This window comes from Paenibacillus sp. sgz302164 (assembly GCF_056120505.1).
The window spans coordinates 162,106-187,507 of the sequence record NZ_JBVYOL010000004.1; the positions used below are offsets into that span (position 1 = coordinate 162,106).

The 25,402-nt window shown below is 53.0% G+C and carries 22 protein-coding genes; 12 read left to right on the plus strand and 10 right to left on the minus strand.

Features of this window, described 5'->3' with window-relative positions; all coding sequences use genetic code 11:
• The coding region (locus AC0LWT_RS08795) for a hypothetical protein (RefSeq protein ID WP_474680858.1) at positions 1–258 on the plus strand (258 nt) is incomplete at its 5' end.
• A gap of 294 nt (positions 259–552) precedes the next feature.
• Here AC0LWT_RS08795 and AC0LWT_RS08800 read toward each other — a convergent pair.
• Positions 553–1,446 (minus strand): LysR family transcriptional regulator, encoded by an 894-nt coding sequence (locus tag AC0LWT_RS08800; protein WP_474680859.1) that lies wholly within the window; start codon positions 1,444–1,446, stop codon positions 553–555.
• Between the two features lie 158 nt (positions 1,447–1,604).
• Between AC0LWT_RS08800 and AC0LWT_RS08805 the strand changes: the two genes are divergently transcribed.
• The 3 genes from AC0LWT_RS08805 to AC0LWT_RS08815 all read left to right on the plus strand — a co-directional run bounded on the left by AC0LWT_RS08805 (position 1,605) and on the right by AC0LWT_RS08815 (position 4,023).
• A complete protein-coding gene (locus AC0LWT_RS08805; protein WP_474680860.1) occupies positions 1,605–2,477 on the plus strand; it encodes a DMT family transporter in 873 nt (290 codons plus the stop codon).
• A gap of 142 nt (positions 2,478–2,619) precedes the next feature.
• On the plus strand, positions 2,620–3,423 hold the full coding sequence (gene lgt / locus AC0LWT_RS08810; protein WP_474680861.1) for a prolipoprotein diacylglyceryl transferase: 804 nt from the start codon (positions 2,620–2,622) through the stop codon (positions 3,421–3,423).
• Positions 3,424–3,594: 171 nt separating this feature from the next.
• A complete protein-coding gene (locus tag AC0LWT_RS08815; RefSeq protein ID WP_474680862.1) occupies positions 3,595–4,023 on the plus strand; it encodes a hypothetical protein in 429 nt (142 codons plus the stop codon).
• Between the two features lie 25 nt (positions 4,024–4,048).
• Here the strand turns inward: AC0LWT_RS08815 and AC0LWT_RS08820 are convergent, their stop codons facing one another.
• A complete protein-coding gene (locus AC0LWT_RS08820) occupies positions 4,049–4,177 on the minus strand; it encodes a hypothetical protein (RefSeq protein WP_474680863.1) in 129 nt (42 codons plus the stop codon).
• 15 nt (positions 4,178–4,192) lie between these two features.
• Between AC0LWT_RS08820 and AC0LWT_RS08825 the strand changes: the two genes are divergently transcribed.
• Together AC0LWT_RS08825 and AC0LWT_RS08830 are read left to right on the plus strand one after the other, a co-directional pair.
• Positions 4,193–7,618 carry an S-layer homology domain-containing protein gene (locus tag AC0LWT_RS08825; RefSeq protein ID WP_474680864.1) on the plus strand — a complete coding sequence of 1,142 codons (3,426 nt, stop codon included), beginning with the start codon at positions 4,193–4,195 and terminating at the stop codon, positions 7,616–7,618.
• 1,049 nt (positions 7,619–8,667) lie between these two features.
• Positions 8,668–9,273 carry a DedA family protein gene (locus AC0LWT_RS08830; protein ID WP_474680865.1) on the plus strand — a complete coding sequence of 202 codons (606 nt, stop codon included), beginning with the start codon at positions 8,668–8,670 and terminating at the stop codon, positions 9,271–9,273.
• A gap of 69 nt (positions 9,274–9,342) precedes the next feature.
• Here AC0LWT_RS08830 and AC0LWT_RS08835 read toward each other — a convergent pair whose 3' ends face one another.
• Positions 9,343–13,524, minus strand: a complete 4,182-nt coding sequence (locus AC0LWT_RS08835; protein ID WP_474680866.1) for a sulfite reductase subunit alpha — start codon at positions 13,522–13,524, stop codon at positions 9,343–9,345.
• Between the two features lie 294 nt (positions 13,525–13,818).
• Between AC0LWT_RS08835 and AC0LWT_RS08840 the strand changes: the two genes are divergently transcribed.
• Both AC0LWT_RS08840 and AC0LWT_RS08845 read left to right on the plus strand, forming a co-directional pair.
• Positions 13,819–14,214, plus strand: coding sequence for a MarR family winged helix-turn-helix transcriptional regulator (locus tag AC0LWT_RS08840; RefSeq protein ID WP_474680867.1), 396 nt, complete (start codon positions 13,819–13,821; stop codon positions 14,212–14,214).
• Between the two features lie 33 nt (positions 14,215–14,247).
• Positions 14,248–14,931 carry a 4'-phosphopantetheinyl transferase family protein gene (locus AC0LWT_RS08845; protein WP_474680868.1) on the plus strand — a complete coding sequence of 228 codons (684 nt, stop codon included), beginning with the start codon at positions 14,248–14,250 and terminating at the stop codon, positions 14,929–14,931.
• 78 nt (positions 14,932–15,009) lie between these two features.
• Here the strand turns inward: AC0LWT_RS08845 and AC0LWT_RS08850 are convergent, their stop codons facing one another.
• Together AC0LWT_RS08850 and AC0LWT_RS08855 are read right to left on the minus strand one after the other, a co-directional pair.
• Positions 15,010–16,587: an esterase/lipase family protein gene (locus AC0LWT_RS08850; protein WP_474680869.1), complete on the minus strand. Its 1,578-nt coding sequence runs from the start codon at positions 16,585–16,587 to the stop codon at positions 15,010–15,012.
• 284 nt (positions 16,588–16,871) lie between these two features.
• Positions 16,872–17,225 carry a VOC family protein gene (locus AC0LWT_RS08855; RefSeq protein ID WP_474680870.1) on the minus strand — a complete coding sequence of 118 codons (354 nt, stop codon included), beginning with the start codon at positions 17,223–17,225 and terminating at the stop codon, positions 16,872–16,874.
• A 191-nt stretch (positions 17,226–17,416) separates the two neighbouring features.
• On the opposite strand from AC0LWT_RS08855, the gene AC0LWT_RS08860 reads away from it, so the two are divergent.
• The 3 genes from AC0LWT_RS08860 (at position 17,417) to AC0LWT_RS08870 (ending at position 20,885) form a co-directional block, all read left to right on the plus strand.
• The gene (locus tag AC0LWT_RS08860) at positions 17,417–18,280 is read left to right on the plus strand and encodes a pentapeptide repeat-containing protein (protein WP_474680871.1); all 864 of its coding nucleotides are present in this window, start codon (positions 17,417–17,419) and stop codon (positions 18,278–18,280) included.
• A gap of 364 nt (positions 18,281–18,644) precedes the next feature.
• Positions 18,645–19,670, plus strand: a complete 1,026-nt coding sequence (locus tag AC0LWT_RS08865) for a hypothetical protein (RefSeq protein ID WP_474680872.1) — start codon at positions 18,645–18,647, stop codon at positions 19,668–19,670.
• A 282-nt stretch (positions 19,671–19,952) separates the two neighbouring features.
• On the plus strand, positions 19,953–20,885 hold the full coding sequence (locus AC0LWT_RS08870) for a phosphotransferase (protein ID WP_474681042.1): 933 nt from the start codon (positions 19,953–19,955) through the stop codon (positions 20,883–20,885).
• Between the two features lie 72 nt (positions 20,886–20,957).
• Here AC0LWT_RS08870 and AC0LWT_RS08875 read toward each other — a convergent pair whose 3' ends face one another.
• The 4 genes from AC0LWT_RS08875 to AC0LWT_RS08890 are packed head-to-tail and all read right to left on the minus strand — an operon-like array spanning position 20,958 to position 23,683.
• Entirely contained in the window at positions 20,958–21,770 is an 813-nt protein-coding gene (locus AC0LWT_RS08875; protein ID WP_474680873.1) for an SPL family radical SAM protein, read from the minus strand.
• A gap of 12 nt (positions 21,771–21,782) precedes the next feature.
• Positions 21,783–22,496: a 2OG-Fe(II) oxygenase gene (locus AC0LWT_RS08880; RefSeq protein ID WP_474680874.1), complete on the minus strand. Its 714-nt coding sequence runs from the start codon at positions 22,494–22,496 to the stop codon at positions 21,783–21,785.
• The gene (locus AC0LWT_RS08885; protein ID WP_474680875.1) at positions 22,489–23,037 is read right to left on the minus strand and encodes a methylated-DNA--[protein]-cysteine S-methyltransferase; all 549 of its coding nucleotides are present in this window, start codon (positions 23,035–23,037) and stop codon (positions 22,489–22,491) included. Before AC0LWT_RS08885 ends, AC0LWT_RS08880 begins: the two co-directional genes overlap by 8 nt.
• Positions 23,021–23,683, minus strand: coding sequence for a bifunctional transcriptional activator/DNA repair enzyme AdaA (locus AC0LWT_RS08890; RefSeq protein ID WP_474680876.1), 663 nt, complete (start codon positions 23,681–23,683; stop codon positions 23,021–23,023). The genes AC0LWT_RS08885 and AC0LWT_RS08890 overlap by 17 nt, the downstream gene beginning before the upstream one ends.
• 266 nt (positions 23,684–23,949) lie before the next feature.
• Here AC0LWT_RS08890 and AC0LWT_RS08895 point away from each other — a divergent pair, with 266 nt between their 5' ends.
• Positions 23,950–24,669 carry a YebC/PmpR family DNA-binding transcriptional regulator gene (locus AC0LWT_RS08895; RefSeq protein ID WP_474680877.1) on the plus strand — a complete coding sequence of 240 codons (720 nt, stop codon included), beginning with the start codon at positions 23,950–23,952 and terminating at the stop codon, positions 24,667–24,669.
• Between the two features lie 51 nt (positions 24,670–24,720).
• Here the strand turns inward: AC0LWT_RS08895 and AC0LWT_RS08900 are convergent, their stop codons facing one another.
• Positions 24,721–25,329 (minus strand): TetR/AcrR family transcriptional regulator, encoded by a 609-nt coding sequence (locus AC0LWT_RS08900; RefSeq protein WP_474680878.1) that lies wholly within the window; start codon positions 25,327–25,329, stop codon positions 24,721–24,723.
• Positions 25,330–25,402: the final 73 nt, after the last annotated feature.

A 25,402-nucleotide genomic window follows, 5' to 3' on the forward strand; every position in this document is an offset into this window, starting at 1 on the left:
TCTGTTGACTCCCCTGCTAGGGAGGCGTATCTGCTTGGTAACGTGGGGAAAAGCTGCGAAAAAAGTCTGTTGACCCCCGCCAGGGAGGCGCATCTGCTTGGCGAGTCGGGGAAAACCTGCAAAAGTGCAGTTTTTTGCTCGCTGGTATGCCAGCAGCGGAATATTCCTGCAAATGTGCAGGCTTTTGCGCGAATATACGAGCTGAGGCTCATTTTTATCGAAAATTCCTGCACAATTGCAGGAATTTTCTCAATATGAGCCGCATACACAGAAAAAGCCTGCACTTTTGCAGGCTTTCAGCTTGCCAAGCCGCCGCACGAATGGCGGCCCCCAGCCCTTTTCGCGCCGCGCGCAGCTCCCAGTGCGCGGTGCTGCGCCGCATGCCGGCGGTCGGTCGCTGCCCCTAACAAGGCGTCGCGACTTTCTCGGGCGGCCCCGCACTTCAATAAAGTGCCGGCTTCTTGCGCAGCCGGGCGATTATTCCAACGCGTTTGCCGAGCCCGAAGGCAGGGCCTAATTGACGTCATGCCCATCGTCAGCAAAAATACCATTTCAAGTAAGTTTCTTTCGCTCTTGAGCGCTGTCAGCCGCGGCGGCGCCCGGCAGCATGCCTATAAAAGCGCGCAGGGCACTGCTGATAAAGGAATCTTTGCGCATAATGAATTCGGTTTTCATAAGGCTGAACGACTCGGGGATCTCATGAATGTTCAGCGTGCCTTCCACTTCGTGCTTGCGAATTACGGTTCTGGATATTAGCGACATGCCGAGTCCTGCCGATACGCAGCCAATAATCGCTTCAAGCGTGCCGAATTCCATAATGACCGGCTGCGTCAATCCGCTGAACCGCAGCCATTGCTCCAAAATTTCGCGGTAAGAGCAGCCCGAGGTGAGCGTAAGGATCGGCTTTGTTACCGCTTCTTTCAAATCGGAGACAGACGGAGCGGATATGATCACGAGCTCTTCGTCGAAAGCGGGAACGGACTGAAGCTCCGGATGATCGCACTGGTCCCCGATAAAAGCGCCTTCCAACTCATAATGCAGCACTTTCTCGATTAAAAATTGCGTATTTCCCGTCGTCAGCGACAGCAAAACGTTCGGATGCCGCTCGTAATACGCGGCAAGCAGCTTGGGCAGCCGAACGGCGGCGGCGGTTTGAGTCGACCCGATCATGAGAGGGCCGCTGGGCTCGGACGTGGAGGAGAGGGCTAATGACGCTTCCTCCAGCAGACCGACGATTTTATCCGCGTAGGCGAGCAGCGTTTTGCCGCTTGAAGAGAGCGTCATGCCCCGGTTGTGGCGAAAAAACAGCACCGTGCCGAGCTCCGACTCCAGCTGTTGAATCCGGGCAGTCACATTGGACTGCACGTATCCAAGCCGCAAGGCGGCTTTTGTAATCGAGCCTTCGCGCGCGACCATTTGAAATACCCGCAAATCTGCGCTTTCCATAATGACTGAACCTCCGTCCTGGCCGTAAAATATATACGTTGCACTCGTTTCAGTTTGCTATCATAAAAAATGATAATTGATATCTTTAACAATCATTATACATAATTCCGAAGCTCGCTTACAATAGGGTCAAAACCAGCGAGATGGAGGATTCAGTGATGAATAAATACAAATATGTCAGTCTTGTGCTTCTAACGACGCTTATTATGGGCATTGCTTTTCCGGTCGGCAAAATCGGCCTTTCCTACGCGCCGCCGTTCTTTTTGACAGGCATCCGCTTCGTGCTGGCCGGTGCCTTGCTTGCTATTATCGTGGCCAAAAAGCCCCGGCCCCGCGGCGGGAAGCAGTGGCTGCAGATCGCCACGATCGGTCTGGTGCAATCCGCCGGCGTTATGGGCTGCTGCTATTACAGCATGCGGTGGATTACTTCCGGCGAATCTTCGATCATTACGTGCACGAATCCGCTGCTCGTCATCGTGCTGGGGACGCTGTTTGCCGGAGCGGTGTACCGCGGCCGTCAATGGCTCGGCGTAGCCGTCGGTCTAGTCGGCGTCGTTTTTACTTTCGGCTTTCACATGGGTCTGTCGCCGGGCACCTTTATCGGCTTTGCGGGCGCGCTCTGCTTTGCGACGGCCACTCTGCTCATCAAGCGGTGGGGAGCCGCGTTCGATATGACCGTGCTCGCGGCCTATCAGATGCTGGCCGGCGGACTCGCGCTGCTCATTCTGAGCGCATTTGCGGAGCATCCGGCCTTTACATTCACCGGCACATCGGTGACGGTTGTGCTGTGGCTGGCGATCGTCTGCTCGATTGTGCAGTTTTCGCTCTGGTTTTACTTGCTCCGGAACGGCGATCCCGCCAAAACGAGCGCATTTCTGTTCCTGGTGCCGCTGTTCGGCGTATTTTTCAGCTGGCTGCTGCTTGGCGAGCAGGTAAAATGGTATATGGGCGCGGGCGGAGCGCTCATCTGCATCGGCATCTTTTTGGTTAATTGGGAGGGGAAGCCCGCAGCGCGCACACGTCCGGCGTAACCGGCCATGACGCCTGCGTTGGGCCCGTCTTTTTAAAGTAAGTCCTCTGTGGTATGATCATCTTTGGGAACAAAGGGGAGCAGCGGCTGACCGGCCTTTTTGCGACTTCTTAATTCAAGCCAGCGGCTTCCGGAGGTTAAAGATGCTTCAATTTTTAGGCCACATAGGCGCATTTCCAATACGCTCGTACAGTTTGCTTTTTATGTTGGCATTTGGTTTGGGTGTGGGCGTAACCGTTACATTAGCCAAATTGCAAAAGAAAACCGAGCTGGCCGAACATTTTCTGAACATGGCCGTACCGATGTTTCTGTGTGCGATCGTCGGCTCCCGTTTTTGGCAAGTTTTCTTTTTCGATTGGGAATTTTATTCGCAGCATCCGGGAGAAATTATTGCCATTTGGCACGGCGGTTTATCCATTCAAGGCGGCATCGTCGGTGCGCTTTTGTACGGATTGTGGTATGTTCGAAAGCACCGGATATCGTTTTGGGAGCTGGCCGATTTATGCGCGCCCGGCCTCATACTGGGACAAAGCATCGGCCGGGATGCGAATTTAATGAACGGAGACGCGTTCGGCGATCCAACCGGCGGCAACTGGGGGATATTGTATCCCGAGGGCACCAACGCCCGCGCGACTTTCGGGGACAAGCCTCTGTATCCGGCGGAAGTATGGGAAGGGCAGATGGACGTCATTATTTTTGCGATAGTGATGATCCTTTTGCCGCGGAGATTAAAACGGGGTTATTTGTTTTTGCTGACGAATACGCTGTACAATACCGGACGGTTTCTTTTGGAAATGCTGCGGGGAGATTCGCCCAAATTTTTGTTCGGCTGGACGGCGGCGCAGTGGACTTCGATCAGCATCATTGTCCTTTGTTTCGCTGCAGCGATCGTTATTTATCTCAAAGATAAACATACGGCGGCCCCGGAGCCGACAACAAGCCAATAAGGCAAGTGGCTTTGCATGGAAGACAGTTTCCGCATACGGAAGCTGTCTTTCTTTTTTTGCGCGAAGGCATTCTCTGGAAGTATTTTCTGGTAGTATAATAGAAGAAATACTTTTGTCGTGTTGTATGGGCCATACGTCGGCAAAACATTCAATAGGATCGCGAGGAAACATATGATGCAAGCTATGCGCAGCAATGGAACGAAATTAGGCGGTTTGATTTTCATCGTTTTGCTGGTTTCGGCTTTTATTTTCTTTTTAGCGGCAGGGCTGGCCGGGAACCGTCTGGAACATAAAGAAATTCACAAAGTGATCGAATCGATGGGCGGCGAGGTCAAAACTATTAGTAAAACGAAATTGGAAGACAGTCCTTTCGCAGGCACGATGGCAAGCAGAGACGGGAAGCGAGCGCAGTACCCGAATACGTTTTATAAAATCGTTTATGTAAAAAGCGGGGAGACACATGCCGCATGGTATAGAACAGCCGGCGGAATTTTTACTATAAAAGGAAAAACGATCGATATGTACAATAAGCCGGTGGAAGAAACGCCGGAAAACAAACATCTGATCAAATCGTACGGCGAGAAATGGATTTTTGAATAGAGCTGTTGCTACGAAATCGGGCTTCTCACTTGGCGATAAAACCAACCTCTACACGCGGTCGCTCATCATCGAGGGCCTCGGTAGAGGTTTTCTTATTTTTTAACCCAGTTTTAAACTTGGGCTGGTAGATTGATAGAGCGACTTTCAAATTCATAGAGGGAGGACATCCATGTTTTCAGCAAGACTGTACAAAAGTTTGACTCGTTTTCGCATCGTTATGAACGCAACGCTCGCGGTTGCACTTCTGGTTCTGGCCTGGGGCATTCCTCAGCGAGCGGAGGGGGCCGGTATAAACGGCAGCGCATTCAGCGATTTTGAAGCGATCCCCGAGAGCACGGTGTATTTTAGCGGTTATTATTTGGGCTCGGGGAATTATACCAAAGAGACACCTGCTTTTCATTTCGTATTTACTCCTGCCGACAATCTGCAAGCGGGGGAAACTATTCAAATCGTGTTGCCTCCTCAATACAATTTCGTAGGAAACACCGCTTTCTTTTGGTCGGCTAATACATCCGTGCTTGCCGCGAGCTTAAGCACCAAAGTCGATGCGTCGCCAAGCAGCCTGTTTGATACTGTGACAACCCAGTTAAGCCCCGAGTGGCAACCTATGCTGTCTTTCCACTTGTCTGCGGGAATATCCGCCGGGGCGTTTGTGGACATCCGGGTGGCGAATTTCCTGATCACGCCCGATTACCATTACAAGACCGCCGGACTGAAGCAGTATGCGATCAGCACATTGTCCAACACGACGCGGGCGACCTCAAACAGCCCGATGTACGCTCGCAGTGTTGCGAACTATTACCCTGACGCGGATTCTTATGCGGCATCGGCAGTGACCGGCTACCATTTTAAATTCATGGTCATGCAGCAGCTACCGGCCGAAACGAGCAGCATCAACATCACGTTTCCGGCGGAAATGACGCTGCCTTCATCGGTCGATCGGGCCCATGTGAAAATCAATGGAGCAGCAGCCGGTTCAGCAACCGTTTCAGGCAATCAGCTGATTGTTGAGCCGTCGTCGACGTTGTCCAGCTTTTCGGATGCCGTCGTTGATATCGACTCGGCAGCGCAAATCGCCAATCCTTCAGCGCCCGGATATTACAGCTTCTTGCTGGGCACGAGTGTAGATCCGCTGCAGGCGACTCGACGCATCGGCATTATTTCGGCGGCAGGCGCTTCTTTGGCGGATAATCCGTCTCACGATAGAGGGTATGTTTCTCCGGAGAGTGATGGGACCTTGAGGTTCAGACTCGCAAGTCCGACGATTTTGAAAGGCGGAGACACGGTTACGGTTTCAAGTCCGCCGGGAACGATGTTGACCGATCCGTCCATATCTCCAAGCGACGTTAGGGTGGATCTGGTGATAGACGGCCCGTCTATGGATTCCGCGCCTGCGTCGATGACCCGTCTGGCCGATAACAAGCTGCAATTCGTGCTGCCTTCGGATTATTATTTGGATCCGGATTATAGTCTGGTTTTCAAAATACCGAATCTTTTCAAAGATCATTACGGGGTATACGACTTGCAGGTCTCTACTTCGAAGACGGTCATTCCAAGCACAGTCCCGCTTATAATTGCGCCGGATACGATCCAGAACTTCACGGCGACAGCCGGAACCATTGCGCCCGGGGCTTCCAATGTGCCTTACACGTTCCGCTTTCAGACGAACTTACCGTTGTCTGCGGACAATGCGGATTCCATAACGATCCGGTTTCCGGCCGGATTAACGGTGCCCAATTCGATAAACGCGAGCTCTATCACTATGAACGGGCTGCCTGTGCCGTATATCTACTACAGCAGCTTTGACCGCTCGCTTTCGATACGTGTACCGGAAAATATTCCTTTGCTTGGCACGGTCGAAGTGGGGATTAGCGGGGATGCGGGTTTGACGAACCCGGGACTCGGAACATACACGTTCCGCGCTTACCCGGGCGGGGACAGCAGCATGTTGGGCGAAGCGTCGATTGAATATAAGACTGTGACCGGTATAACCGCATCGCCTAAGCCTGTACTGCTGCAACTGGGCAGCACCGTCAGCCGTCAGCTCGCAGTCGTGGAACAAATGTCCGATAGTTCGATCCGGGATCTAACTTCAGCGACATACGGGACTACATACAGCAGCAGCAATGCGCAGGTAGCGACGGTGACCGCGAACGGTCTGGTCGAAGCGAAGCAGGCGGGAGCGGCGGTGATTACCGTCACGAACAATGGGTTTGCGGATACGGTGAACGTGATGGTCGCAGAGGCCCAATCGCCGCCTCCGGTTGTTCGCATGACCGGCATAGCCGCATCGCCTAAGCCGGTGCTGCTGCAGCTTGGCGGCACCGTCAGCCGTCAGCTCGCAGTGACGGCACAAATGTCCGACAGCACGACCCAGGATGTAACTTCAGCGACATACGGGACGATTTACAGCAGCAGCAATGCGGCGGTGGCGACGGTGACAGTAAACGGTCTGATCGAAGCGAAGCAGGCGGGAGCGGCGGTGATTACCGTCACGAACAATGTCTATGCCGATACGGTGAACGTGACGGTAAGCGCTGCGAGTGAAGGTAGCGGAAACAGCGGGGGGAGCGGAAGCAGCACGTCTTCGACTGGTTCGAGCAATTCGGGTGCCTCAACGACACCTGCGCAAACTCCGGAAACAGAGAGTATCGAGCAATTCGTCATCGCTTCCGAAGGAGGCACAGTGGAACTTCCTCGCAGAGGTTCCATAACGATTCCCGCCGGCGCGCTGCCAAGCGACGGGAAGATCCGGGTTTCAGTCCTGCATGCGGATCAAGCGCCTCCGGCTTCGGAAATCAAGAGCCTTAGCCCTGTTGTGGAATTCGCAAGCAGCACGGGTTCGAACCTGAATAAACCGACGAAGCTGAGTTTACAGTTTGACGCTTCACAGGTTGGAGCAGGTTTGAAGCCTGCGGTGTACTATTATAATAAAGTGCAGGAACGGTGGCTGTATATCGGCGGCAGCGTGTCCGGCAGCGGAACCATTTCCGTGGAAACGAATCATTTTGGCTCGTACGCCGTATTTGCCGTCAATTTGAAAAGCTTCACCGATATGAAAAACCATTGGGCGGCGGTTTACGTCGACCGTCTGGTCGGCAGGGGGATCATTCAAGGGTTTGAGGATCACACTTTCCGGCCGGAAGAAGCGGTAACACGGGCTCAATTGGTGAAAATGATCGCGGATGCCCTAGCCTTGAAAAAAGCCGCAGCTCCGTCCGTATTCACAGACCGCGATGCCTTGCCCGATTGGGCCAAGGATTCGATCGCGAGCGCCGTGCAAGCCGGTGTGATTCAAGGCTACGAAGAGAAGGGCGCACCAATCTTTAAACCGGATCAGCCGGTTACGCGTGCCGAAATGGCTGTCATTATGAGCAGGGTGCTGAAATGGTATTCCATCGGCGCAACCAAGAGCAGCGCCGTGTACGCCGATCAGCGCGACATTCCGGACTGGGCCCAATCGGGTATACAGACGATTTCCGGACAAAAAATCGCGAGCGGCTACCCCGATGGTTCGTTCCGCCCGGGAGGCAAACTAACAAGAGCCGAAGCGGCAAAAATGATTTCTATGCTGCTGGAAGCTTTGCATATTTAGCGCAGCGATACAATGCATACCAACATACAGGCGTCTATGGAGCCGGTATGTTGGTATGCATTTTTTGCATTCTTTGCAGCTGCGCACCTAAGAGTCTGTCCGATGAACCACGTAGAAAGTATATATGCAAAATGACCGTAATTATGCGGCGCGAGCGGCAATATATGCAGTCATTATTCTCCCGGTATGCACAAAAGTAACTCGTTCGGACAGACTCCTAGCTTTATGGCGTTACGTAGCCGGAACAACCAGTGCCAACTGGCCTACTGGCTGAGGAAGCAGCCAGTTGGCGGTTGCGACTGCCGAAAAACACGCCTGCCGGGGTTCGCGTATCGCACTCGAGCAGGCAGCGCAGAGAAAACCTGCAAAAGTGCATCTTTTTGCTCGTTAAGACGCTCACCGCGAAATATTCCTGCAAATGTGCAGGCTTTTCAGCAAATACACGAGCTCAAGGCCATCGTGAGCAAAAATTCCTGCACAATCGCAGGCTTTTCCTCCAAACGAGCCACTTTCACAAATAAAGCCTGCACTTTTGCAGGCTTTTCGCCGTGCCAAGCCGCTTTGCTCACGCCAGCGCCGCGAGCAAAAGTCGACCGGATTTGCGGGCGTCGATTTTCTCAAGGCTGCGGATAGCGCGGATGAAGAAGGTGAGCGGTACAGCGCCTATACCCGCTGGGAGTCGAAGAGCTGTCCCAGTCTGGACCCTTAAAGCGGAGCCTACCGCGAATCCGCCTGCGGCGGGTTGCCGGATTTTGCCCTGCGGCACAAGGTCGCGTTTTGCGGACTGGTTGCGAGTAAGCAGCTCCGGGCGCAGCGCTCACAGCCTCCCGGAAGTCTTTTCCGCGAGGCTGTGAGCATGCGCTAATCGGCGGAGCCACGCGACGATTGCTTAGCCGCTTTCGCCAGAGCAGTTAACCCCGGCGTAACATTTAAGCACAGTTCAGGCTTAATTGTGATGCCGTTTATCGTTGCTTTTGGTTTCTTATGGGTTATCGGATTATACTATAATGGTAGGGACTGATAATCTACTGATCATGAGGAGCAGAAATATGAATGTTATCGACTTGGTGGAGCGTTTGTTCGGGCAATACGGATATTTCGTGCTGCTCCTCGGGCTGCCTTTGGATTTTATCGCCTCACCGATTCCGCCCGGCAACAGCACGCTGACCTATACCGGATATTTGGCGTTCAGAGGCGTGCTCGGCACGATGCCGGCTTTTTTGGCCGCTTTGACCGGGGCGGTAGCAGGAGTCACGATTACGTACTGGATCGGCTACAAGCTGGGGATGCCGCTGATCGAAAAGTACGGCAAATGGCTGCTGGTAAAGCCGTCGATGGTACGGAAAACGCGTCACTATTATGACAAATACGGGGACAAGCTGCTGCTCGTCTGCTTCTTCATTCCCGGTATCCGCCAGTTTGTCGGTTATTTCATCGGAATTATTCGCGTTCCGTACAAAACTGTAGCGCTTTATGCGTATACGGGGACTTGCTTGTGGGTAGCCGTTTTTTTCATGCTGGGCTACGGTTTCGGGGAACAATGGCAGCAAGTGTTCGGCGTGGTGGAGCGGTATTTGAAACTGTTTTTTATCGGCGCGGGATGTCTTGTCGCCGGATTGCTTCTGAGAAAATGGCTTTTGCGCCGCGCGGGTTAGCAGCCCGTTCCTGCAAACGAAAACCGGGACCCTTTCCAAATAAAGGAATCCCGGTTTTTCTGTGATGATTTAATATACGTCGCGGGCGTATCTCTTGCTTTGCGTCATCTCTTTGACGTAAGCTTCCGCGTCGGCGGCGCTCATGCCGCCGTGCTGCTGAACGATCTTTTTGAGCGTCGAATCGACTTCTTTGGCCATCCGGCTGGCGTCGCCGCAAATGTAGAAGTGAGCGCCCTCCTGGAGCCATTTCCACATTTCGGCGCCATGTTCCATCATGCGGTGCTGGACATAAATTTTTTCGGGCTGATCGCGGGAAAAGGCGGTATCCAGGCGGTGCAGGACGCCGTTTTTCTGCATTTCCTCCAACTCTTCCTTAAAATAAAAATCGCTGTCGGCCCGCTGTTCGCCGAACAGAAGCCAGTTCTTTCCTCTCGCTCCGGTCGCCTGCCGCTCCTGAAGGAAGCCGCGGAACGGCCCTACGCCGGTGCCGGGCCCGACCATGATCATCGGCACATCCGGGTTGGCGGGGGGACGGAAATGCGCGGCTTTTTGAACGAAAACCGGAATTTCGCCGTTGGCATCGGAGCGGTCCGCGAGGAAGGAGGAGCAGACGCCTTTTCTCGATTTACCGCCGCAGGAGTAGCGTACGGTCGAAACTGTAATATGAACTTCGCCGGGGTTCGCTTTCGGGCTGGAGGAAATGGAATAAAGCCGCGGCTGCATGGGCTTCAGCATTCCGATAAAATCATCCGCGCCGGCGGTCAACGGAAATTGCTGCAGCAGATCGGCGAGCTGCCGTCCCCACAGCCACTTTTTCAGCTGGGCTTTATTTTCGCTCTTCAGCAGATCGGCGAGCATGCCGCTGCCCGAGCGCTCCTGCACGAACTGGAGCATGCCCGGCGTTATGCGGGCAATTTCAAAGTGCCGGAGCAGCGCCTCGGCGAGCGGCATCTCTCCGCGGTCTTTCACCGTAACCGGTGCGGACGGACCCAGCTTGACCGCCGTTATAATCTCCTCGACGAGTTCCGGACAATTGGTCGGCCATACGCCAAGCGCGTCCCCGGCCTCGTACTGCAGCCCCTTATCCGCCAGGTCGAAAATATAATGGCGCGTCTCCTTTTCGGAGTCCTCCCGGTTCAGACGCCGGTTGGCAATGACGCGTGTGCGCAGCGGATGATTGCGGTCATATTGCTTTTTTTCCGCGATCTCCGGTGCTGCGGCCGATTCCGCATGTTCCAGCGCTTTTTCGATCGCATTCATCCACGCTTCGGCCTGCTCCCGGAAATCCGTATCGCAATCGACGCGGTTCATGAGCCGCTGCGCGCCAAGCTGTTCCAGTCGGGTGTCCAGATTGCGTCCGAATCCGCAAAACAGATCATAGCTGGAATCGCCGAACGCGAGCACGGCATAGCGCAGATCGGGCAGACGGGGCGCATCGCCTGCTCCCAGCTGCTCCCAGAAGGTTTCGCGATTATCCGGCGGATCGCCCGCACCGAATGTGCTCGCCACGAACAAAACAAATCGTTCTGCGGACAGATCCGCTGCGGATAGGGCGTTCATGTTGACAAGCCGTACGCTGTAACCGGAGCTTTGCAGCTTTTTGGCGCAGTCGCTCGCCGCGCCTTCCGCATTGCCGGTCTGCGATGCCCAAACTACGGCGACGCGAGGCTTGCCGGCTTTTTCAGGCTCCGCCTCCGGCAAAGACGAAGATGAGGCGGTAATCTCCGCTACAGCCGGCGGCGCGTGATTTGGAGCGAGCCCAGCCTCGGGAAGGTACGTCCGGGAAAACATTCCGGCGAGCAGACCGTCAAGCCAAAAACGTTTGACAGGCTCAAGCGGAGCGGTGGGGGGCAGCACCGGAATACCGGGAGCAGGCCGCGTTTCTTCGGCGCGCAGGCTCGTTATGAATCCGGCGATATACATTTTCTCGTGATTATCCAGCGTGATCATCGATGAGGATTGAATGCCGAGCATATTGGCGAGCGTATCGATTTGCGTCATATACACGTCCTCCTTCTGATTGGCTGCCGCTTCGCTTGCATAGGCGTAAGCTTGATTTTCATCGCCCTGAGGCATGGACCGGTCCTGTGCGGAATGCTCTGCGGCACGGACCAGCGAGACGGCGCAATATTTAAATTCCGGCTGAAACGATATGGGATCGATCGCGTCGTTGGTGACGTCGTTAATCGCAAGTTGGTCGCCGAACACATCGTTCCAATGAAAGGGGGCAAAGCAATTGCCCGGCCGCACCCTGTCGGTAACGACAGCCGGCAAAACAGCCAGACCGCGCCGCGAGCGGATTTCTACGCGCTCCTGATCGGCAATGCCGAGCGCCGCCGCGTCTTCGGGATGAATTTCGATAAAAGGCCCCGGATTCAGCTTGTTCAGCGTCGGAATTTTGCCGGTTTTGGTCATGGTGTGCCATTGATGCTGCAGCCGACCGGTGTTCAGCACGAAAGGAAAGTCGCTGTCCGGCATCTCGGCAGGGGGCAAATAGGGCCGCGCCAAAAAGATGCCTTTGCCGCTTTCCGTCGGAAATACGAGCCGCGGGCGGCTGCCGTCGGCATGCTCTTTCAGCGTTTGACTGGTCCCGTCGTTCAAATAGCGGATCGGGTTCCGGCTGCTTTCGCTGTCCGGGGCGCAGGGCCACTGTACGGGCTCTTTGCGCAGCCGTTCGATAGCGGCGCCGCGGATGTCATAGCCGGTTTTGGGGTTCCATGCCCGTTGAATTTCTTTGTAGACATCTGCCGCAGAGTCGTAGGAAAATGCCTCGACATAGCCCATTTCGCAAGCGACCCGGGCGATAATTTGCCAGTCGGGCAGCGCTTCTCCGGGCGGTTCGACCGCTTTTTGCATCAACGTCAAGTTCCGCTCGGAGTTGATCATCACACCCTCGGCCTCCGACCATAATGCGCCGGGAAGCAGTATATCCGCATAGCGGTTCGTCTCGGTATCGAAAAACGCATCCTGCGTAATGACCAGTTCGGCCGCCTGCAGGCCGGCGATGACGTTTTTGCGGTTGGGCACGGTGGCGACGGGGTTCGTGCAAATGATCCAGCACGCCTTGATGTCGCCGGCCTGCATGCTTTGGAACATCGATACGGTTCCGGTGCCGACTTCGGTCCTGAGCGTGCCCCGCGGCACGTTCCACATATCCTCGATAAAATGCCGCTCGTGCTCGACGAGCACGGAACGCTGCCCCGGCAAGCCGGGTCCCATATAGCCCATCTCCCGGCCGCCCATCGCATTCGGCTGGCCGGTCAGCGAGAAGGGGCCGCTGCCGGGGCGGCATATGGCGCCGGTCGCCAGGTGCAGGTTGCAGATGGCGTTCGTATGCCAGGTGCCGTGCGTGCTCTGATTAAGCCCCATCGTCCAGCAGCTCATCCACTCGGGCGATTCGCCGATCCATGATGCCGCCCGGCGGATATCCGCTTCGGGAATGCCGGTTATGTCCGCTACTTTGTCCGGCGTGTACGCTTCGAGGAAGTCCGGCATCTGCTCCCAACCGGATGTGAATTCGGCGATAAAGGCCGGATCGGTATGACCGTTTTTGACGATCAAATGGAGGAGGCCGTTCAACAGCGCAAGATCCGTACCGGGCTTGATTTGCATAAAAAGCGTTGCTTTATCTGCGGTCGCGTTGCGCCGCGGATCGACGACGATCAGCTTGGCGCCCGCCTTGACCCGATCCATAACCCGCAGAAAAAGTATCGGATGGCAGTCGGCCATATTCGCTCCGATAACGAAAAACAAGTCCGTGCGGTCCATGTCCTGATAAGAGCCGGGAGGACCGTCCGCTCCGAGCGACAATTTATAGCCGCTGCCAGCGCTGGCCATACATAAGCGTGAATTGGATTCGATGTTGTTGGTGCGGATGAAACCTTTGGCCAGCTTGTTGATGAGATATTGCGATTCCAGCGACATTTGACCCGATACGTAAAAGGAAAGCGCGTCAGGGCCGTGCCGGTCAAGAATCGCACGCAGCCGCGCAGCCGTATCGCGGATCGCTTCATCGATACCGGTTTGAACCGGTTGATCGGTACGGGTCGAACGCCGGTAGGCATATTCCATTCGCCCGGATTCGGCGATTGCCTGAGCGCAGGTGTTACCCTTCGTGCACAGTCGGCCGAAATTGGTCGGATGTTCTTTATCGCCTGTAACTTTAACGACGCGGTCCCCGGACACTTCGAGCACAATGCCGCAGCCGACGCCGCAATACGGGCAGACGCTTTTCACTTTTTTGGTTGTCATGTTTATTCACCAGCGTTAACGTGCGTGGCACGGACAGATTTCATGATACGAAATATAACTGGATATAACTATTTACGCTCAATATATATCGTATAACGATTTAAGTCAAGATTTTATGTTATAAAATATGACATATAAATATGTTTTTTTGTTCACAAATCATATTTTCATTAATTATATGTAAGGTATTATGACTTTGATCAAACAGACTGAGCTGTTTTCATTTCTTCAGCTTGTTCCTCTTAAGCGAATGCTGTACAGTAAATATATTCCGGTTGAAGCGAGGTGTTGGATATGAATAAGGAACGATTGCCTAAACATGTGTACGAGCAGCTCGCTTTGTTCCGATATCGCATACGCAAATTTATCCGGTTCAGCGAGGAGGCCGCGCGGAGAAAAGGGCTCACCCCGCAGTACCATCAACTTATGCTGTCTATAATGGGTTTTCCCGACCGTGACTATGCGACGCCAAAAGAGCTGGCCGAGCGCCTGCAAATTACTCCTCATGCCTGCGTGGAGCTGATTAAACGCTGCGAAGAACTGGAGCTGGTGCAGCGCTTTCCGAACCCGGATGACAAACGCAGTATTTTTATAAGGTTAACCGCAACCGGATTGGGCCTCCTTGAAGAGTTGTCCGAAATTCATATGGACGAATTAATGAGAGCGGGATTGCTTGAGTTTAACGATTAATGGGCCGATTTGAAAAGAAGAGAGGGATCTGCTTTGCTCAAACCGCAAATTTTTGCCGTGCGGGTGTCGGAAAGTATGGATCGATTGAAGCTTGAGCGGATGACGGAACAGTTAACTCCGGAAAAACAGAACAAAGTCCGGCGCATGCTGAGAATCGAAGACGCGGTTCGCTCGGCGATCGGGGAGCTGCTTGCCAAGCATGCGATCGGGCTTGCGGCCAAACTGCCTCGCCATGAGATTCGTTTCAGCTTGAGTGCGTACGGCAAGCCGCAGCTTGACGGTGCGGATGGCGTCTGTTTCAACATTTCCCATTCCGGGGACTGGGTCGTCTGTGCGGTCGATTCGAACCCGATAGGCGTAGATGTTGAGAAAATTCAACCGATCGATCTGCAGATAGCCAGGCATTTTTTTTCCGCAGCCGAGTGCGCATGGATTATGGACATGCCCGGCGAGCATCGGTTGGCTGGTTTTTTTGACATTTGGACGTTAAAAGAAAGCTATATCAAAGCCGATGGAAGAGGGCTCAGTCTGGCTTTGGATTCATTCAGCATCCTCAAGCAGGGGGACGACATCCGTCTGACCGCCGAAAACGATTTGCGGAGCTTCTATTTTAAGCAGTATGAAATCGACCCGGCTTATAAATTATCGTTATGCGCCGCATCGCCCTTTATGCCGGAACACCCTATTCAAGTCGATGCAGACTCGCTGTATGCATAAGCTTCAATAGTTGCGCAATGCGGCAAAAAAACGGCCCTGTTCGCAAGCTGTGCGAAAGAGCCGTTTTTTCATGGCGTCTTAGTGTCTGTTGCCTTTCTCGTCAATGTAGACGGAACGAAGCAGCGTTCTTTCGAATGGAGCGCCTTTTGCAGTTTGTCCTTTGACGACGAATGAAGCTTGGTAAACGCCTTTACTGCTTGTGTCAGACAAATTGACATCGCTGTCCGAATCGATGGATTCGAGTTTGGTCATTTTGCGGGTTTGCTTTTTGCCGGCATTGCCGTCTTCGGGAGTGAAATCCACCTGATATTGGATTTTCAGCTTGTCCGCTTTCAGGGAAGCTTTATTCCGCTGAACGTGCATTTTCGTTTTATCGTTGTTGAGCTGCAACTGAATAGACTTGTCCAGTTCCGAGTCGAAACGAACGGTCATCATGTAGCCGCCGGGATTGCCGGATTGCGTTTTGACGGTCCATTCGCCTTGTTTCGGCTGGTTCACTACGGCAACATGATGCCAGGCATTTTTGAACACCTGCTCGTCCTGATAAGATTTGACTTCTACACCCACTTGATCGCCTGTAGGTGAAACAAGCTCCACCCGGTTCGCTTTTTGATCGGAAATCCAGTCCAGCGTAATGTTTTTAACGTCGTTTTCTACAGGGAAGCTTTCGCTTGCGGTTCCGTTATGGCTGCCGCCCCGGACTAATACATTTTTGCCGGCAGCGTCGGCATCCTGGGCCGAAGCGGAGGCGGGCGATGCAATGGTGGCAAGGTCGTCTTGGCCTGATTGCCCGGCGGAAACTTTGGCTGCAGCCGTCAAATAAGGTTTGAACAAGGAGAACGTCTGGGAGCCTTGACGGATCGTATTGTGGTCCCAAGTGCCGACTTTGACCATCGTACCTTTCGGCACATTTGCGCTGCTCACCGTAACGACGCCGTCATTGCTGTCGAAAAGCGACAGGAATATGCCGCCGGCGACATAAGAGCCTTTTGACGAATCCGACCAGCCTGTGCCGGCGAAGGTGTAAAATTTGTTGTAAGCGGTGTTCGGGTTCGCGTCGATTACGGAGCGGAAGTAGTTCATGTAGGACGTTTGCATCGAATAAGTGCCGTCGTTTTTATAACCAATGAGGTCTGCCAGCCATCCAGCCCAACTCGTATAAGCCAGATCGGCCAATTGGGAACCGTGATGCGGGGAGCCCAGCGTGATCACGTTAGTCACGTAAGGGTATGCGTTATACTGAACAAGGGCGGTTTGCGTGTCCACGCCTCCTTTGCTGTGCGCGACGATGACGATTTTTTTGTTGAAATAGCTGGAGATGTCGGCGATTTTTTGGGCCAGCATTTGGCCGTTGTCCCACATACTTTTGGGAGTTCCGCCGGAATCGTTCAACTCGACGAAAGCGGTCTGATACCCGTTGTTGTACGCGGTCTGATACATGTCATTGGTTTCATACCAAGATCCGGCGTAGCTGTCAAGGCCCTGTACGAACAAAATGACCGGCAGCTTGGGATCGAGGTTGGCGGGCGTTGCTCCGGGCGCCCATGTTCCCGGAACTCGGGACAGGTTGGGATTGCTGACTGAAGCGCTTGCAGGGGTGACTACGAAGCTTACTGTGAGTAAAAATGCCAGGATGAGGGTGTAAAACTTCTTCATAATTTCATTCCTTTCAAAAAATGGATTTTTATGTTACTCTACTAGTATCTCATTTTTTCCATATATTTGCATTTAAAATGTTTGTGAATATTTCATTTCATCTATTTATGCATAATATAGTAGGAATTAAGCTTTTCAGGTTTTATTTAACAATTTGAACATATCATCTTAAAGAATTCGCAAAATTCCCAGGGAAAGCAGCAAAAAAACCTCCAAAACCACCTGACGTAAAAAACCTCCAAAACCACTTGACGTGGGGTTGGAGGTTTGCGCGTTGGTTCCGATTATGCCGGCGGTTGATCTTTAACGATGCCAATAATGTTGTTTTCCGGGTCCGTGAAAAGCGCCATCGTCACCGTGCCGGGAATTTCGGTAATCGGCATAATGATTTTGCCGCCCAACTCGACGGCCTTGTCCAAAGTCGCCTGCATGTCAGGGACCGCAACATAAATCGTCACATGCCCCGGGTACTCCGAACCGCCGATGCCTCCGTTAATTCCGCCGCTTTTTGTATCGACCAAACCGTAGTTCATCGGGTTGTCGGCGCTAATCTCCCATTGAAACAGATCTCTGTAATAGCTTTGCAGTTTCGCTCCGTCTTTTCCAAGGATTTCAAAATGTACGACCGGATTTGGCATAAGTGTCATCCCTTCATGATTTGGATGGGCAGATACGCTATGAATATATCATAAAAGCAGGATTCAATCGTTTGTTCGTTTTGTAAAAGATAGCGGCACCCATGCTCTTGCTGGCGAAAAAACTGTTTTACCGGTAAAATATCTGTTAAACTACGATATGAAAATAAGATGAAGCGGAGAGAAATCACGCTATGACTGAGAATCACGAATACCACCACATGCAAGCCGATTGCGGAAACTGCTTCGGTTTGTGCTGCGTCGCGCTGCCCTTTGCGGCTTCGGCGGACTTCGCGGCCGACAAAAGCGCCGGACAGCCTTGCCGAAACTTGCAGCCGGACTTCCGCTGCGGCGTTCACGACAAACTCAGACAGTTGGGTTTCCGCGGCTGCACGGTTTACGACTGTTTTGGCGCGGGACAGAAGGTGTCGCAAGTGACCTTCAAGGGACGCGACTGGCGGCAGGCTCCGGAGTCCGCGAAGCTTATGTTTGAGGTGTTCCCGATCATGAAGCAGCTTCATGAGCTGCTCTGGTATTTGACCGAAGCGCTGACGCTGCAGCCGGCCAGGCCGATCCACAGCGCGCTCGGTGCGGCGCTAGACGAAACGCTGCGCCTCACGCAGCTCAGTCCTGAGTCCCTCGTGGAACTGGATGTGGCGGCACACCGGGCGGATGTCAATGTATGGCTGCTGCAAACGAGCGAACTCGTGCGTGATGAAGCCCGCCGCCGGCAAAAGGGGCGCACCGGGCGCCAAAAAGCTTACGGCCGGGGAGCCGACCTCATCGGCGCGAATCTCCGAGGCGCCGACCTTCGGTGCGCCAACCTGAGAGGGGCGTACCTGATCGCCGCCGACCTCAAGGGAGCGGATTTGAGAGCGGCCGATCTGATCGGGGCCGATTTCCGGGACGCCGACCTGGGAGGAGCGGACCTTACCGGGAGCATTTTTCTCACCCAAGCGCAGCTTAACGCAGCGAAGGGAGACGGTGATACGAAGCTGCCGCCGTCACTCACCCGTCCTCCGCACTGGTCGGCCGCGGGTGGACAATTCCCTGTATAGGAAGTGCAGGGAACCATTCCATGGAACCGCGATGTCCGAGGCGTGTTGAGAGGGACGCTCTGTTAGCGCAGCCAGAGTTGGAGCCGGCTTGGCAAGCTGCAAAACCTGCGAAAGTGCAGTTTTTTTTGCGAAAGTGGCTCGTTTTGGTGAAAAACCTGCAAAAGTGCAGGAATTTTCGCTGAAAGTGAGTATAAGCCTATGTGTTCGGTGAAAAGCCTGCACCTTTGCAGGAATTGTTCGTGGCGAGCGATCAAGGACGCAAATTCTTGTATGTTTGCAGGTTTTCTTCGCACTGAAAGTCGGATGGGCCGCTCTGGCTGCAACGTGCGAGTTTTTCGACAATCTGAAAATATGAGGTGCTGCAATGACGTCAACCAAACTGTTCTATACGCTCTGGGATGATTGGGAGAAGTTGGATTTGGGGGATTCCGGGGCGCGTCCGGCCGAATTCCTGGGCAGCAAAGCTTTATTGCTTGAAAAGCCGAACTCCGCAGTTTTTCTTCGCGACGAGATCCGTTTCCAGGCTTTTCGCATTCAAGCCGAAGTGGCCATCCCCGGAGAGGTGGGGTTCGTCGGATTTGTTTTCGGAGCGAGAGATGCCGAGAATTATGAGCTCGTTTATTTGGCTCCGGTCGAAATTCAATACGATCCTGTCATGAACGGTTCCATGACTTGGCAAATTTATAACGGACCGGCCTATCAAAAGGCGCTGCCCGACACTACCGGCGCATGGCAGCAATTGGCCCTGGAGGTTCAGCCGAACGGGGCGGCGGTGTATTTCGGCGACGATCCTGAGCCGCAGCTTGTCATTTCCAACCTGCAGCACGGCGGTTCCGCGGGAAAAATCGGCTTCTGGAGCTTTTTGCCAAGCTGCATCCGCAATCTTACCGTCGAAGAAATCGAACCGTCGCCGATTGCCGGAAGAAACAGCGATATCAACGCTCTTCAATCAGAATCGTTTGTGACGGAATGGCTTGTTTCGCAGCCGTACTTGCCGGGCGAACAGCCCGCTGCTTCCAAACACAATTGGACGAAAGCTATCGTGGAAGAGAACGGCACGCTGAACCTCAATCGACTGTTTAAGGCTGAACCGGGCATCGCAGTCGAAGCGAAGAGCCTGTTTACGATTGCGGAGGAACAAGAGACGGTGCTTACTCTCGGCTTCAGCGACCATATTCGGCTCTGGGTGAATGAACAGGAAGTTTACCGGGGCGACTGGAAATGGAATCCTCCTGCCTCCGACGGGCGCATCAGGCCAAACTTCGCCAGCGTTCCGGTCAAATGGAAAGCAGGGCTGAACACCGTCCGCGCGCAAGTATCGCAAAACGAAAGTTTTGGATGGGGACTGGCGGTCAGAACGGGCTTGTCGGATATGTCATTCAGCGAATAACATGCACGCATTATCGGGAGGATGCAAAGGTCTTCATGGACGTTGCAGTCTTCCTTTTTCATTTGGATATGAAAAAAAGCCTTTGGAATCGGATCCAGAGGCTTTTTGTATGGCTATTTTTTTCGAGACCTTATTCAACATCATAACAATTCATAAAGAAAAAGTCTATACTTTTTGATGGATTATATTTACTATTGGGTTGCCGGCAAAACTTATAAAATGGAGTGTAGATGTTCAATGGACATGACTTGCCACCTCGATCAAGCTGATCTGCAGGAATATGTGAGAAAGGTTTTAGGTGTCGGTTATTTAGTTGTTAACGTATCAAAAATGCGCGGCGGCGCACAAAAGGTAGTGTACAAGATCGACTGCAGCAATGGATTTTCCTGCGTTTTGTACGTGTGGGATCTTTCCATGAATTATTTTAAAGAAGAAATAGCAAACATGGATACGTGCGAGCGATCCTATGGAAGCGATCATTTTGAAATAAACAACAAGTTTTTAACGGAGCGTGGAATTCGAACCCCCTTTCTTTATGACCTGAATAAGGAAAGAAACCGTTACCCTTTTGATTATGCCCTCGTTGAATACGTAGACGGACAGATGGCGGAACATTATTTCCATCATTCCGATTCAAAAGCTCGAGATAAACTATTCCAGCGGTTGGGGGATATGCTTACCGGCATGCATGCCAACGAAAGACATTTTTTTGGCAAGCCGAATTATACCGGAATCACCCATACAGAACATTGTCATCTCATACAAATGGAAAATGCTAAAATGCAGTTATCTTATGCCTCCGGCCATATTGATAGCATCAAGTCCAATCAAAGCAAGCTGCTCGATTCTTTGTATGAGCTTGAATCAAGGATTAAACCTAGAACGCAGTACGGATTTATTCACGGGGAACTGGGTCCTGATCATGTTCTGGTTAATGATAAACTGGAACCCTTTTTAATCGATATCGAAGGGGCTGCGTACTTTGATATTGAACATGAGCACAGTTTTTTGGAGCTGCGGTTTGGGGACTTCTACCGGTATTTAAAGAACGATACTCTCGATCCAGACAGGATGTTATTTTATCGATTCCACCACCACATATCGTTAACCTCGGGAGGGTTGAAGCTGCTTCATAGAGGATTTCCGGATCAACAATTTGCAAAAAATCTGGCCGCTCATCATTCCCAATGCGCATTGCGATTTATTGAAAGTTGAAACAAACTATAACCCTGGACATGCCGGGTTGGTCGACCGACCGCTGTCATGCAGCGCCCGCAGGAAACCGCTTTAAGGCTCGAATCCTTTTTGGCTCACATAAATTTGATCCTCGGGAAAAACCTGCTTCAAGCGCTCGTAGACGATGCGATAGGCGGCAGGGTCGTACCAATTTTCCAAGCCCAGCGGTTTGTACAAAGCCTGAAGGCCCAAGCGGCGCGAGCGTTTTCCTTCGCTGCCGTCCCCCATAAAATAATCGTCCACACATACGCGATTGACGAGCGGGCGCAGCAGGGCAGGGAAGTTTTCGCTGCTCGGCAGCATCGGCGCGATCGCCGCTTGGGTTGGCACGCCGGCGTCGGCCAGCATTCGGAGCGTTTTTAACCTCGCGTTGATAGGAGGGGCCTGCGGCGAAAAATGCTTCCGGATATCATCCCGGTCGGTTTCGACTGTCATGCTGACACGCACCTTATCTCCGAGCCGCACAAGCAGATCGATATCTCTGCGAACAAGCGGACTGCGGGTCTGCACGAATAAAAAATCAGGGGGGTTGCAGGCCATAATTTCCAGCAAGGATCGGGTGATTTGCTCCTTATATTCGACGGGCTGATACGGATCGGTACTCGATGACATGAAGATGGTGACAGGCCCTTTGGCTTTCGCTTTTTGGAACTCTTTGCGGAAAACGCCTGCCGCCGTTTGTTTGATATCGACCCACGTTCCCCACGGCGCGTCCCGGAAAGTGGAGACGGGCATTTGCCGCACATAGCAGTAAGAACAGCCGAACGAACAGCCGGTATAAGGGTTCAGCGAATGACTGTAGCCGCGCAAAAAGCCGGTCCCTTTATTCAGAATCGTTTTGGGGTGTTTGTATAAATATTCCATTCATACCTGCCTTTACTTGGCGTCGTGGAAAATAATGCCGAGACTATATCTCGTCCCTGACGTAATTGTGCTTACGCCGTGCCGCAGCGTCGTTCTGTAATAGCCGCGCGATCCCGATACGGGCCGATGATGGGTCGGGAAAATGAGCCCTTCGCCTTGCTCCAGGGCGATGACGTGGCCCCGGCTTTGCGCCCGCGGCCGCTGTTCCACAAGCAGAAATTCCCCGCCGGTGTAATCTTGGCCTTTTTGATTCAGCGCGAAAACGACCTGAAAAGGGAAGAATACTTTTCCATACAAATCCTGATGCAGGCAGTTGTAGCCCCCGGCTTCGTATTTCAAAATCAGCGGGGTGGAACGGGTCTGCCCCTCTTCATGGCATTGCTCCAGAAATTCCGCCAGCGTCTGCGGATAAACGGCCTCGCGGCCCAATTGCTCAAGCCAGCGATTGGCCGTCTTTGACAGCTCCGGATATAATCCGCCGCGCAGCTGCTGCAGCAGAGCGGGGAGGGGAGCGTCGTAATATTTGTACTCGCCGATGCCAAAACGGTATCTGGCCATGTCGATGGTGGTGCGGAAATGCTCTTGCTCCCCGTAGGTGCCGATAATGTCCGTGCACGCCGCCGGATCGAGCAGGGAAGGGAGCTTCGCGTACCCGTCCCTATCTAGCGACTGCTGCAGCGACTCCCAGTCCAGAGCGGCCATGCGCGCAGCGAGGCGGTCAGGCATGCTGCAAGCCTCCTTCGACCGGAGCGCCGCTGCGTTCCAATTGCAGCAGCTTCGTTTTCATATCCAGGCCGCCGCGGTAGCCGGTGAGCGCGCCGTTTTTGCCAATGACCCGGTGGCAGGGCACCGTTATTAAAACGGGATTCGCCCCAATGGCTGCACCGACAGCCCGTACCGAAGCCGGTTTCCGTATTTGCTCAGCGATATCCGAGTAAGAAAAAGTTTGCCCATAGGGAATGGCGCAAAGCGCGTTCCATACGGCCATTTGAAAGGGCGTCCCGCGCAGGTCGAAAGGAACGGAAAAACTCGTGCGCGCCCCTTGCAAATATTCGGTAAGCTCGGCCGCATAGGGCAGCAGCTTGTCATCGTCCCGAACGAACGCGCTGCCGGGGAACCGGATGCGGGCCCAGTCGGCCAATTCCTCGAAAGGGCGGTTTTGCGACCCTACGAAACAAAGCCCTGCCGCCGTAGCTGCGATATGAATATTCCACTCGTCATGCGCGAGTGCCGACCAATAAATCGGCGAATTAGTTTTGTTGCTCATGTTCAGTTGCCTCCTTTATCATTTGGTGCCGCATTTGGCGAAAGCCTGCCGGCGTATAGCCCGTTTTCTTTTTGAACAAAGTTATAAAATAGGGCGTATTTGACAAACCTACGCTCCGGCCAACCTCGGCAATCGCTTTATCCGTCGAAGCAAGCTGCTCCTTGGCCTGCTCGATCCGCCTCTGCTGGATGTACTCGACCGGCGTGATGCCCGTCACCTTTTTGAACGTCCGATGCAGATGATACGGGCTGCCATGTCCGATATCCGCGAGCATGCCGAGCGTTAAATTTTCCATGTAATGTTTGTCCATGTATGCCGTGACCAGAGCTACCCATTCGTCATCCGGCAGCCGCTCGCCGGTAGGCTTGCATCGCTTGCAGGGGCGAAATTTGGCGGACAGCGCCAGCTCCGCGGTTCGAAACAAGCCGATATTTTCTTTTTTCGGCGGTCTGGATTTGCAGGATGGGCGGCAAAAAATGCCGGTAGTTTTGACCGCATAATAAAAATGACCGTCATACGAAGCATCGTTGCCGATGATCGCTTGCCATTGCTCGTCCGTCAGCGGCTCCATGGTTGCCGGGCCGGCCGCGCCGCCGTCAAAGCTGCGATGAACGATTTTCGGTTCCTGCTTCTTTTGGTTCGTCATCTTCGCTCACCTCCCACGAACAGTATAACCCCAAAAAGGATCGTTTGTACGCATTTTCGAATGTAATAGCAAGATAACGAAATTGCGGGAAATCCGCTCGGCAAGCTCGTCGGCCGTTACAGGCCGCCCTTTGTTAGCGGCGTTTTCATGTGTAATCCGAAATTATAAACTTGTTCAAGTATGGCGCTAAGAGATATAATAGATTGGGTATTAACATGTCCGTTACCGTTAACGAAGATCAAGTAAAATAAGAAAGTGGGATCAGCATGGGTCGTAAGTGGAACAATATCAAGGAAAAAAAAGCCTCGAAGGATGTAAATACGAGCCGCATTTATTCGAAGTTCGGACTTGAAATATATGTGGCGGCAAGGAAGGGCGAGCCGGACCCCGAATCCAACCGGGCGTTAAAAGTCGTGCTTGAACGAGCAAAAACGTACAACGTACCCAAAGCGATCATCGACCGTGCGATTGAAAAGGCTAAGGGCAGTTCGGAAGAAACTTATGAAGAGCTTCGCTATGAAGGCTTCGGACCGAACGGTTCCATGCTCATCGTAGATGCATTGACAAATAACGTGAACCGCACGGCTTCGACTGTGCGCTCTGCGTTCAATAAAAATGGCGGCAGCATGGGGGTAAGCGGATCGGTAGCGTATATGTTCAATCCGACAGCGATCATCGGTCTCGCCGGCAAAACTGTGGATGAAGTCATTGAACTGCTGCTGGAAGCGGATGTGGACGTGCGCGACGTCGAGGAAGAAGACGATTCCGTCGTTGTATACGCCGAACCCGAACAGTTCCATGCCGTACAGGAAGCGTTCAAGAACGCCGGCATAACGGAATTTACAGTTGCCGAATTGACTTTGCTTGCGCAAAACTTCGTAACGCTCCCGGAAGACGCACAGGCGCAATTCGAAAAAATGATCGACGCCCTGGAAGACCTGGAAGACGTTCAGCAAGTGTATCATAATGTGGAATTTGAAGAGTAATCCCTAATCGTGAAAAGAGGAAAAGCCGCACAGATGCGGCTTTTTATCGTTTTATTCAGCGTTTTGCGGTACCGCTTTAAAGCTGTTCAGCAGCCGTTCGATGTTGCTTCTGGCGTAGCCGACATGCTTGTTGTCCCGGGTCAGCCGGCTTGCCATAATTCCGCCTTCGATGGAAGAAAAGATGAAAGAGGCGATAGATTCGGTGTCCATATCGGCGCTGAATTCCCCGTCGGCGACACCTTGCCGCAAAATGTCTTGAATGAATGAGGACATGCCTTCGTACGCTTCCAGGGCGCGTTCCCGCAGCACGGGGAAGGAGTGGTCGCTTTCGACCGCTGTATTAAGAAAAGGGCATCCGCCCTTAATTGGCGGGTTGTGGACCGTATCGCTGTAAACGTCGCACATGGCGATCACTTTGCCGATTGAGGTAGAAGCGTTTTCGATGGCCGCGGAGAAATGCCCCCATAAAACTTGGCCCGCATACGCGAAAGCTTCCAAAGCGATCTCGTCCTTGTTCGCGAAATTCCGGTAGATTCCCCCTTTGGTCAAACCGGTCGCATCCATAATATCCTGTATCGTCGAACCCGCATATCCTTTATCGTTAAAAAGCTCCGCAGATTTCATAATGATATGCAGCTTTGTTTTGTCGCTTTTGCGCATGTGCAGCTTCCTCTCACCTGTGGCTTGGACTCTCTCATAATATTGTAACAGTTCATAAGTGAATTATAATGCA

What these genes read in the sequence shown, in the direction of transcription:
- AC0LWT_RS08800 (WP_474680859.1), bottom strand. Translation starts at nt 1,446, where the DNA reads ATGGAAAGCGCAGATTTGCGGGTATTTCAAATGGTCGCGCGCGAAGGC.
- AC0LWT_RS08805 (WP_474680860.1), top strand. Translation starts at nt 1,605, where the DNA reads ATGAATAAATACAAATATGTCAGTCTTGTGCTTCTAACGACGCTTATT.
- lgt (WP_474680861.1), top strand. Translation starts at nt 2,620, where the DNA reads ATGCTTCAATTTTTAGGCCACATAGGCGCATTTCCAATACGCTCGTAC.
- AC0LWT_RS08815 (WP_474680862.1), top strand. Translation starts at nt 3,595, where the DNA reads ATGATGCAAGCTATGCGCAGCAATGGAACGAAATTAGGCGGTTTGATT.
- AC0LWT_RS08820 (WP_474680863.1), bottom strand. Translation starts at nt 4,177, where the DNA reads ATGAATTTGAAAGTCGCTCTATCAATCTACCAGCCCAAGTTTAAAACT.
- AC0LWT_RS08825 (WP_474680864.1), top strand. Translation starts at nt 4,193, where the DNA reads ATGTTTTCAGCAAGACTGTACAAAAGTTTGACTCGTTTTCGCATCGTT.
- AC0LWT_RS08830 (WP_474680865.1), top strand. Translation starts at nt 8,668, where the DNA reads ATGAATGTTATCGACTTGGTGGAGCGTTTGTTCGGGCAATACGGATAT.
- AC0LWT_RS08835 (WP_474680866.1), bottom strand. Translation starts at nt 13,524, where the DNA reads ATGACAACCAAAAAAGTGAAAAGCGTCTGCCCGTATTGCGGCGTCGGC.
- AC0LWT_RS08840 (WP_474680867.1), top strand. Translation starts at nt 13,819, where the DNA reads ATGAATAAGGAACGATTGCCTAAACATGTGTACGAGCAGCTCGCTTTG.
- AC0LWT_RS08850 (WP_474680869.1), bottom strand. Translation starts at nt 16,587, where the DNA reads ATGAAGAAGTTTTACACCCTCATCCTGGCATTTTTACTCACAGTAAGC.
- AC0LWT_RS08855 (WP_474680870.1), bottom strand. Translation starts at nt 17,225, where the DNA reads ATGCCAAATCCGGTCGTACATTTTGAAATCCTTGGAAAAGACGGAGCG.
- AC0LWT_RS08860 (WP_474680871.1), top strand. Translation starts at nt 17,417, where the DNA reads ATGACTGAGAATCACGAATACCACCACATGCAAGCCGATTGCGGAAAC.
- AC0LWT_RS08865 (WP_474680872.1), top strand. Translation starts at nt 18,645, where the DNA reads ATGACGTCAACCAAACTGTTCTATACGCTCTGGGATGATTGGGAGAAG.
- AC0LWT_RS08875 (WP_474680873.1), bottom strand. Translation starts at nt 21,770, where the DNA reads ATGGAATATTTATACAAACACCCCAAAACGATTCTGAATAAAGGGACC.
- AC0LWT_RS08880 (WP_474680874.1), bottom strand. Translation starts at nt 22,496, where the DNA reads ATGCCTGACCGCCTCGCTGCGCGCATGGCCGCTCTGGACTGGGAGTCG.
- AC0LWT_RS08885 (WP_474680875.1), bottom strand. Translation starts at nt 23,037, where the DNA reads ATGAGCAACAAAACTAATTCGCCGATTTATTGGTCGGCACTCGCGCAT.
- AC0LWT_RS08890 (WP_474680876.1), bottom strand. Translation starts at nt 23,683, where the DNA reads ATGACGAACCAAAAGAAGCAGGAACCGAAAATCGTTCATCGCAGCTTT.
- AC0LWT_RS08895 (WP_474680877.1), top strand. Translation starts at nt 23,950, where the DNA reads ATGGGTCGTAAGTGGAACAATATCAAGGAAAAAAAAGCCTCGAAGGAT.
- AC0LWT_RS08900 (WP_474680878.1), bottom strand. Translation starts at nt 25,329, where the DNA reads ATGCGCAAAAGCGACAAAACAAAGCTGCATATCATTATGAAATCTGCG.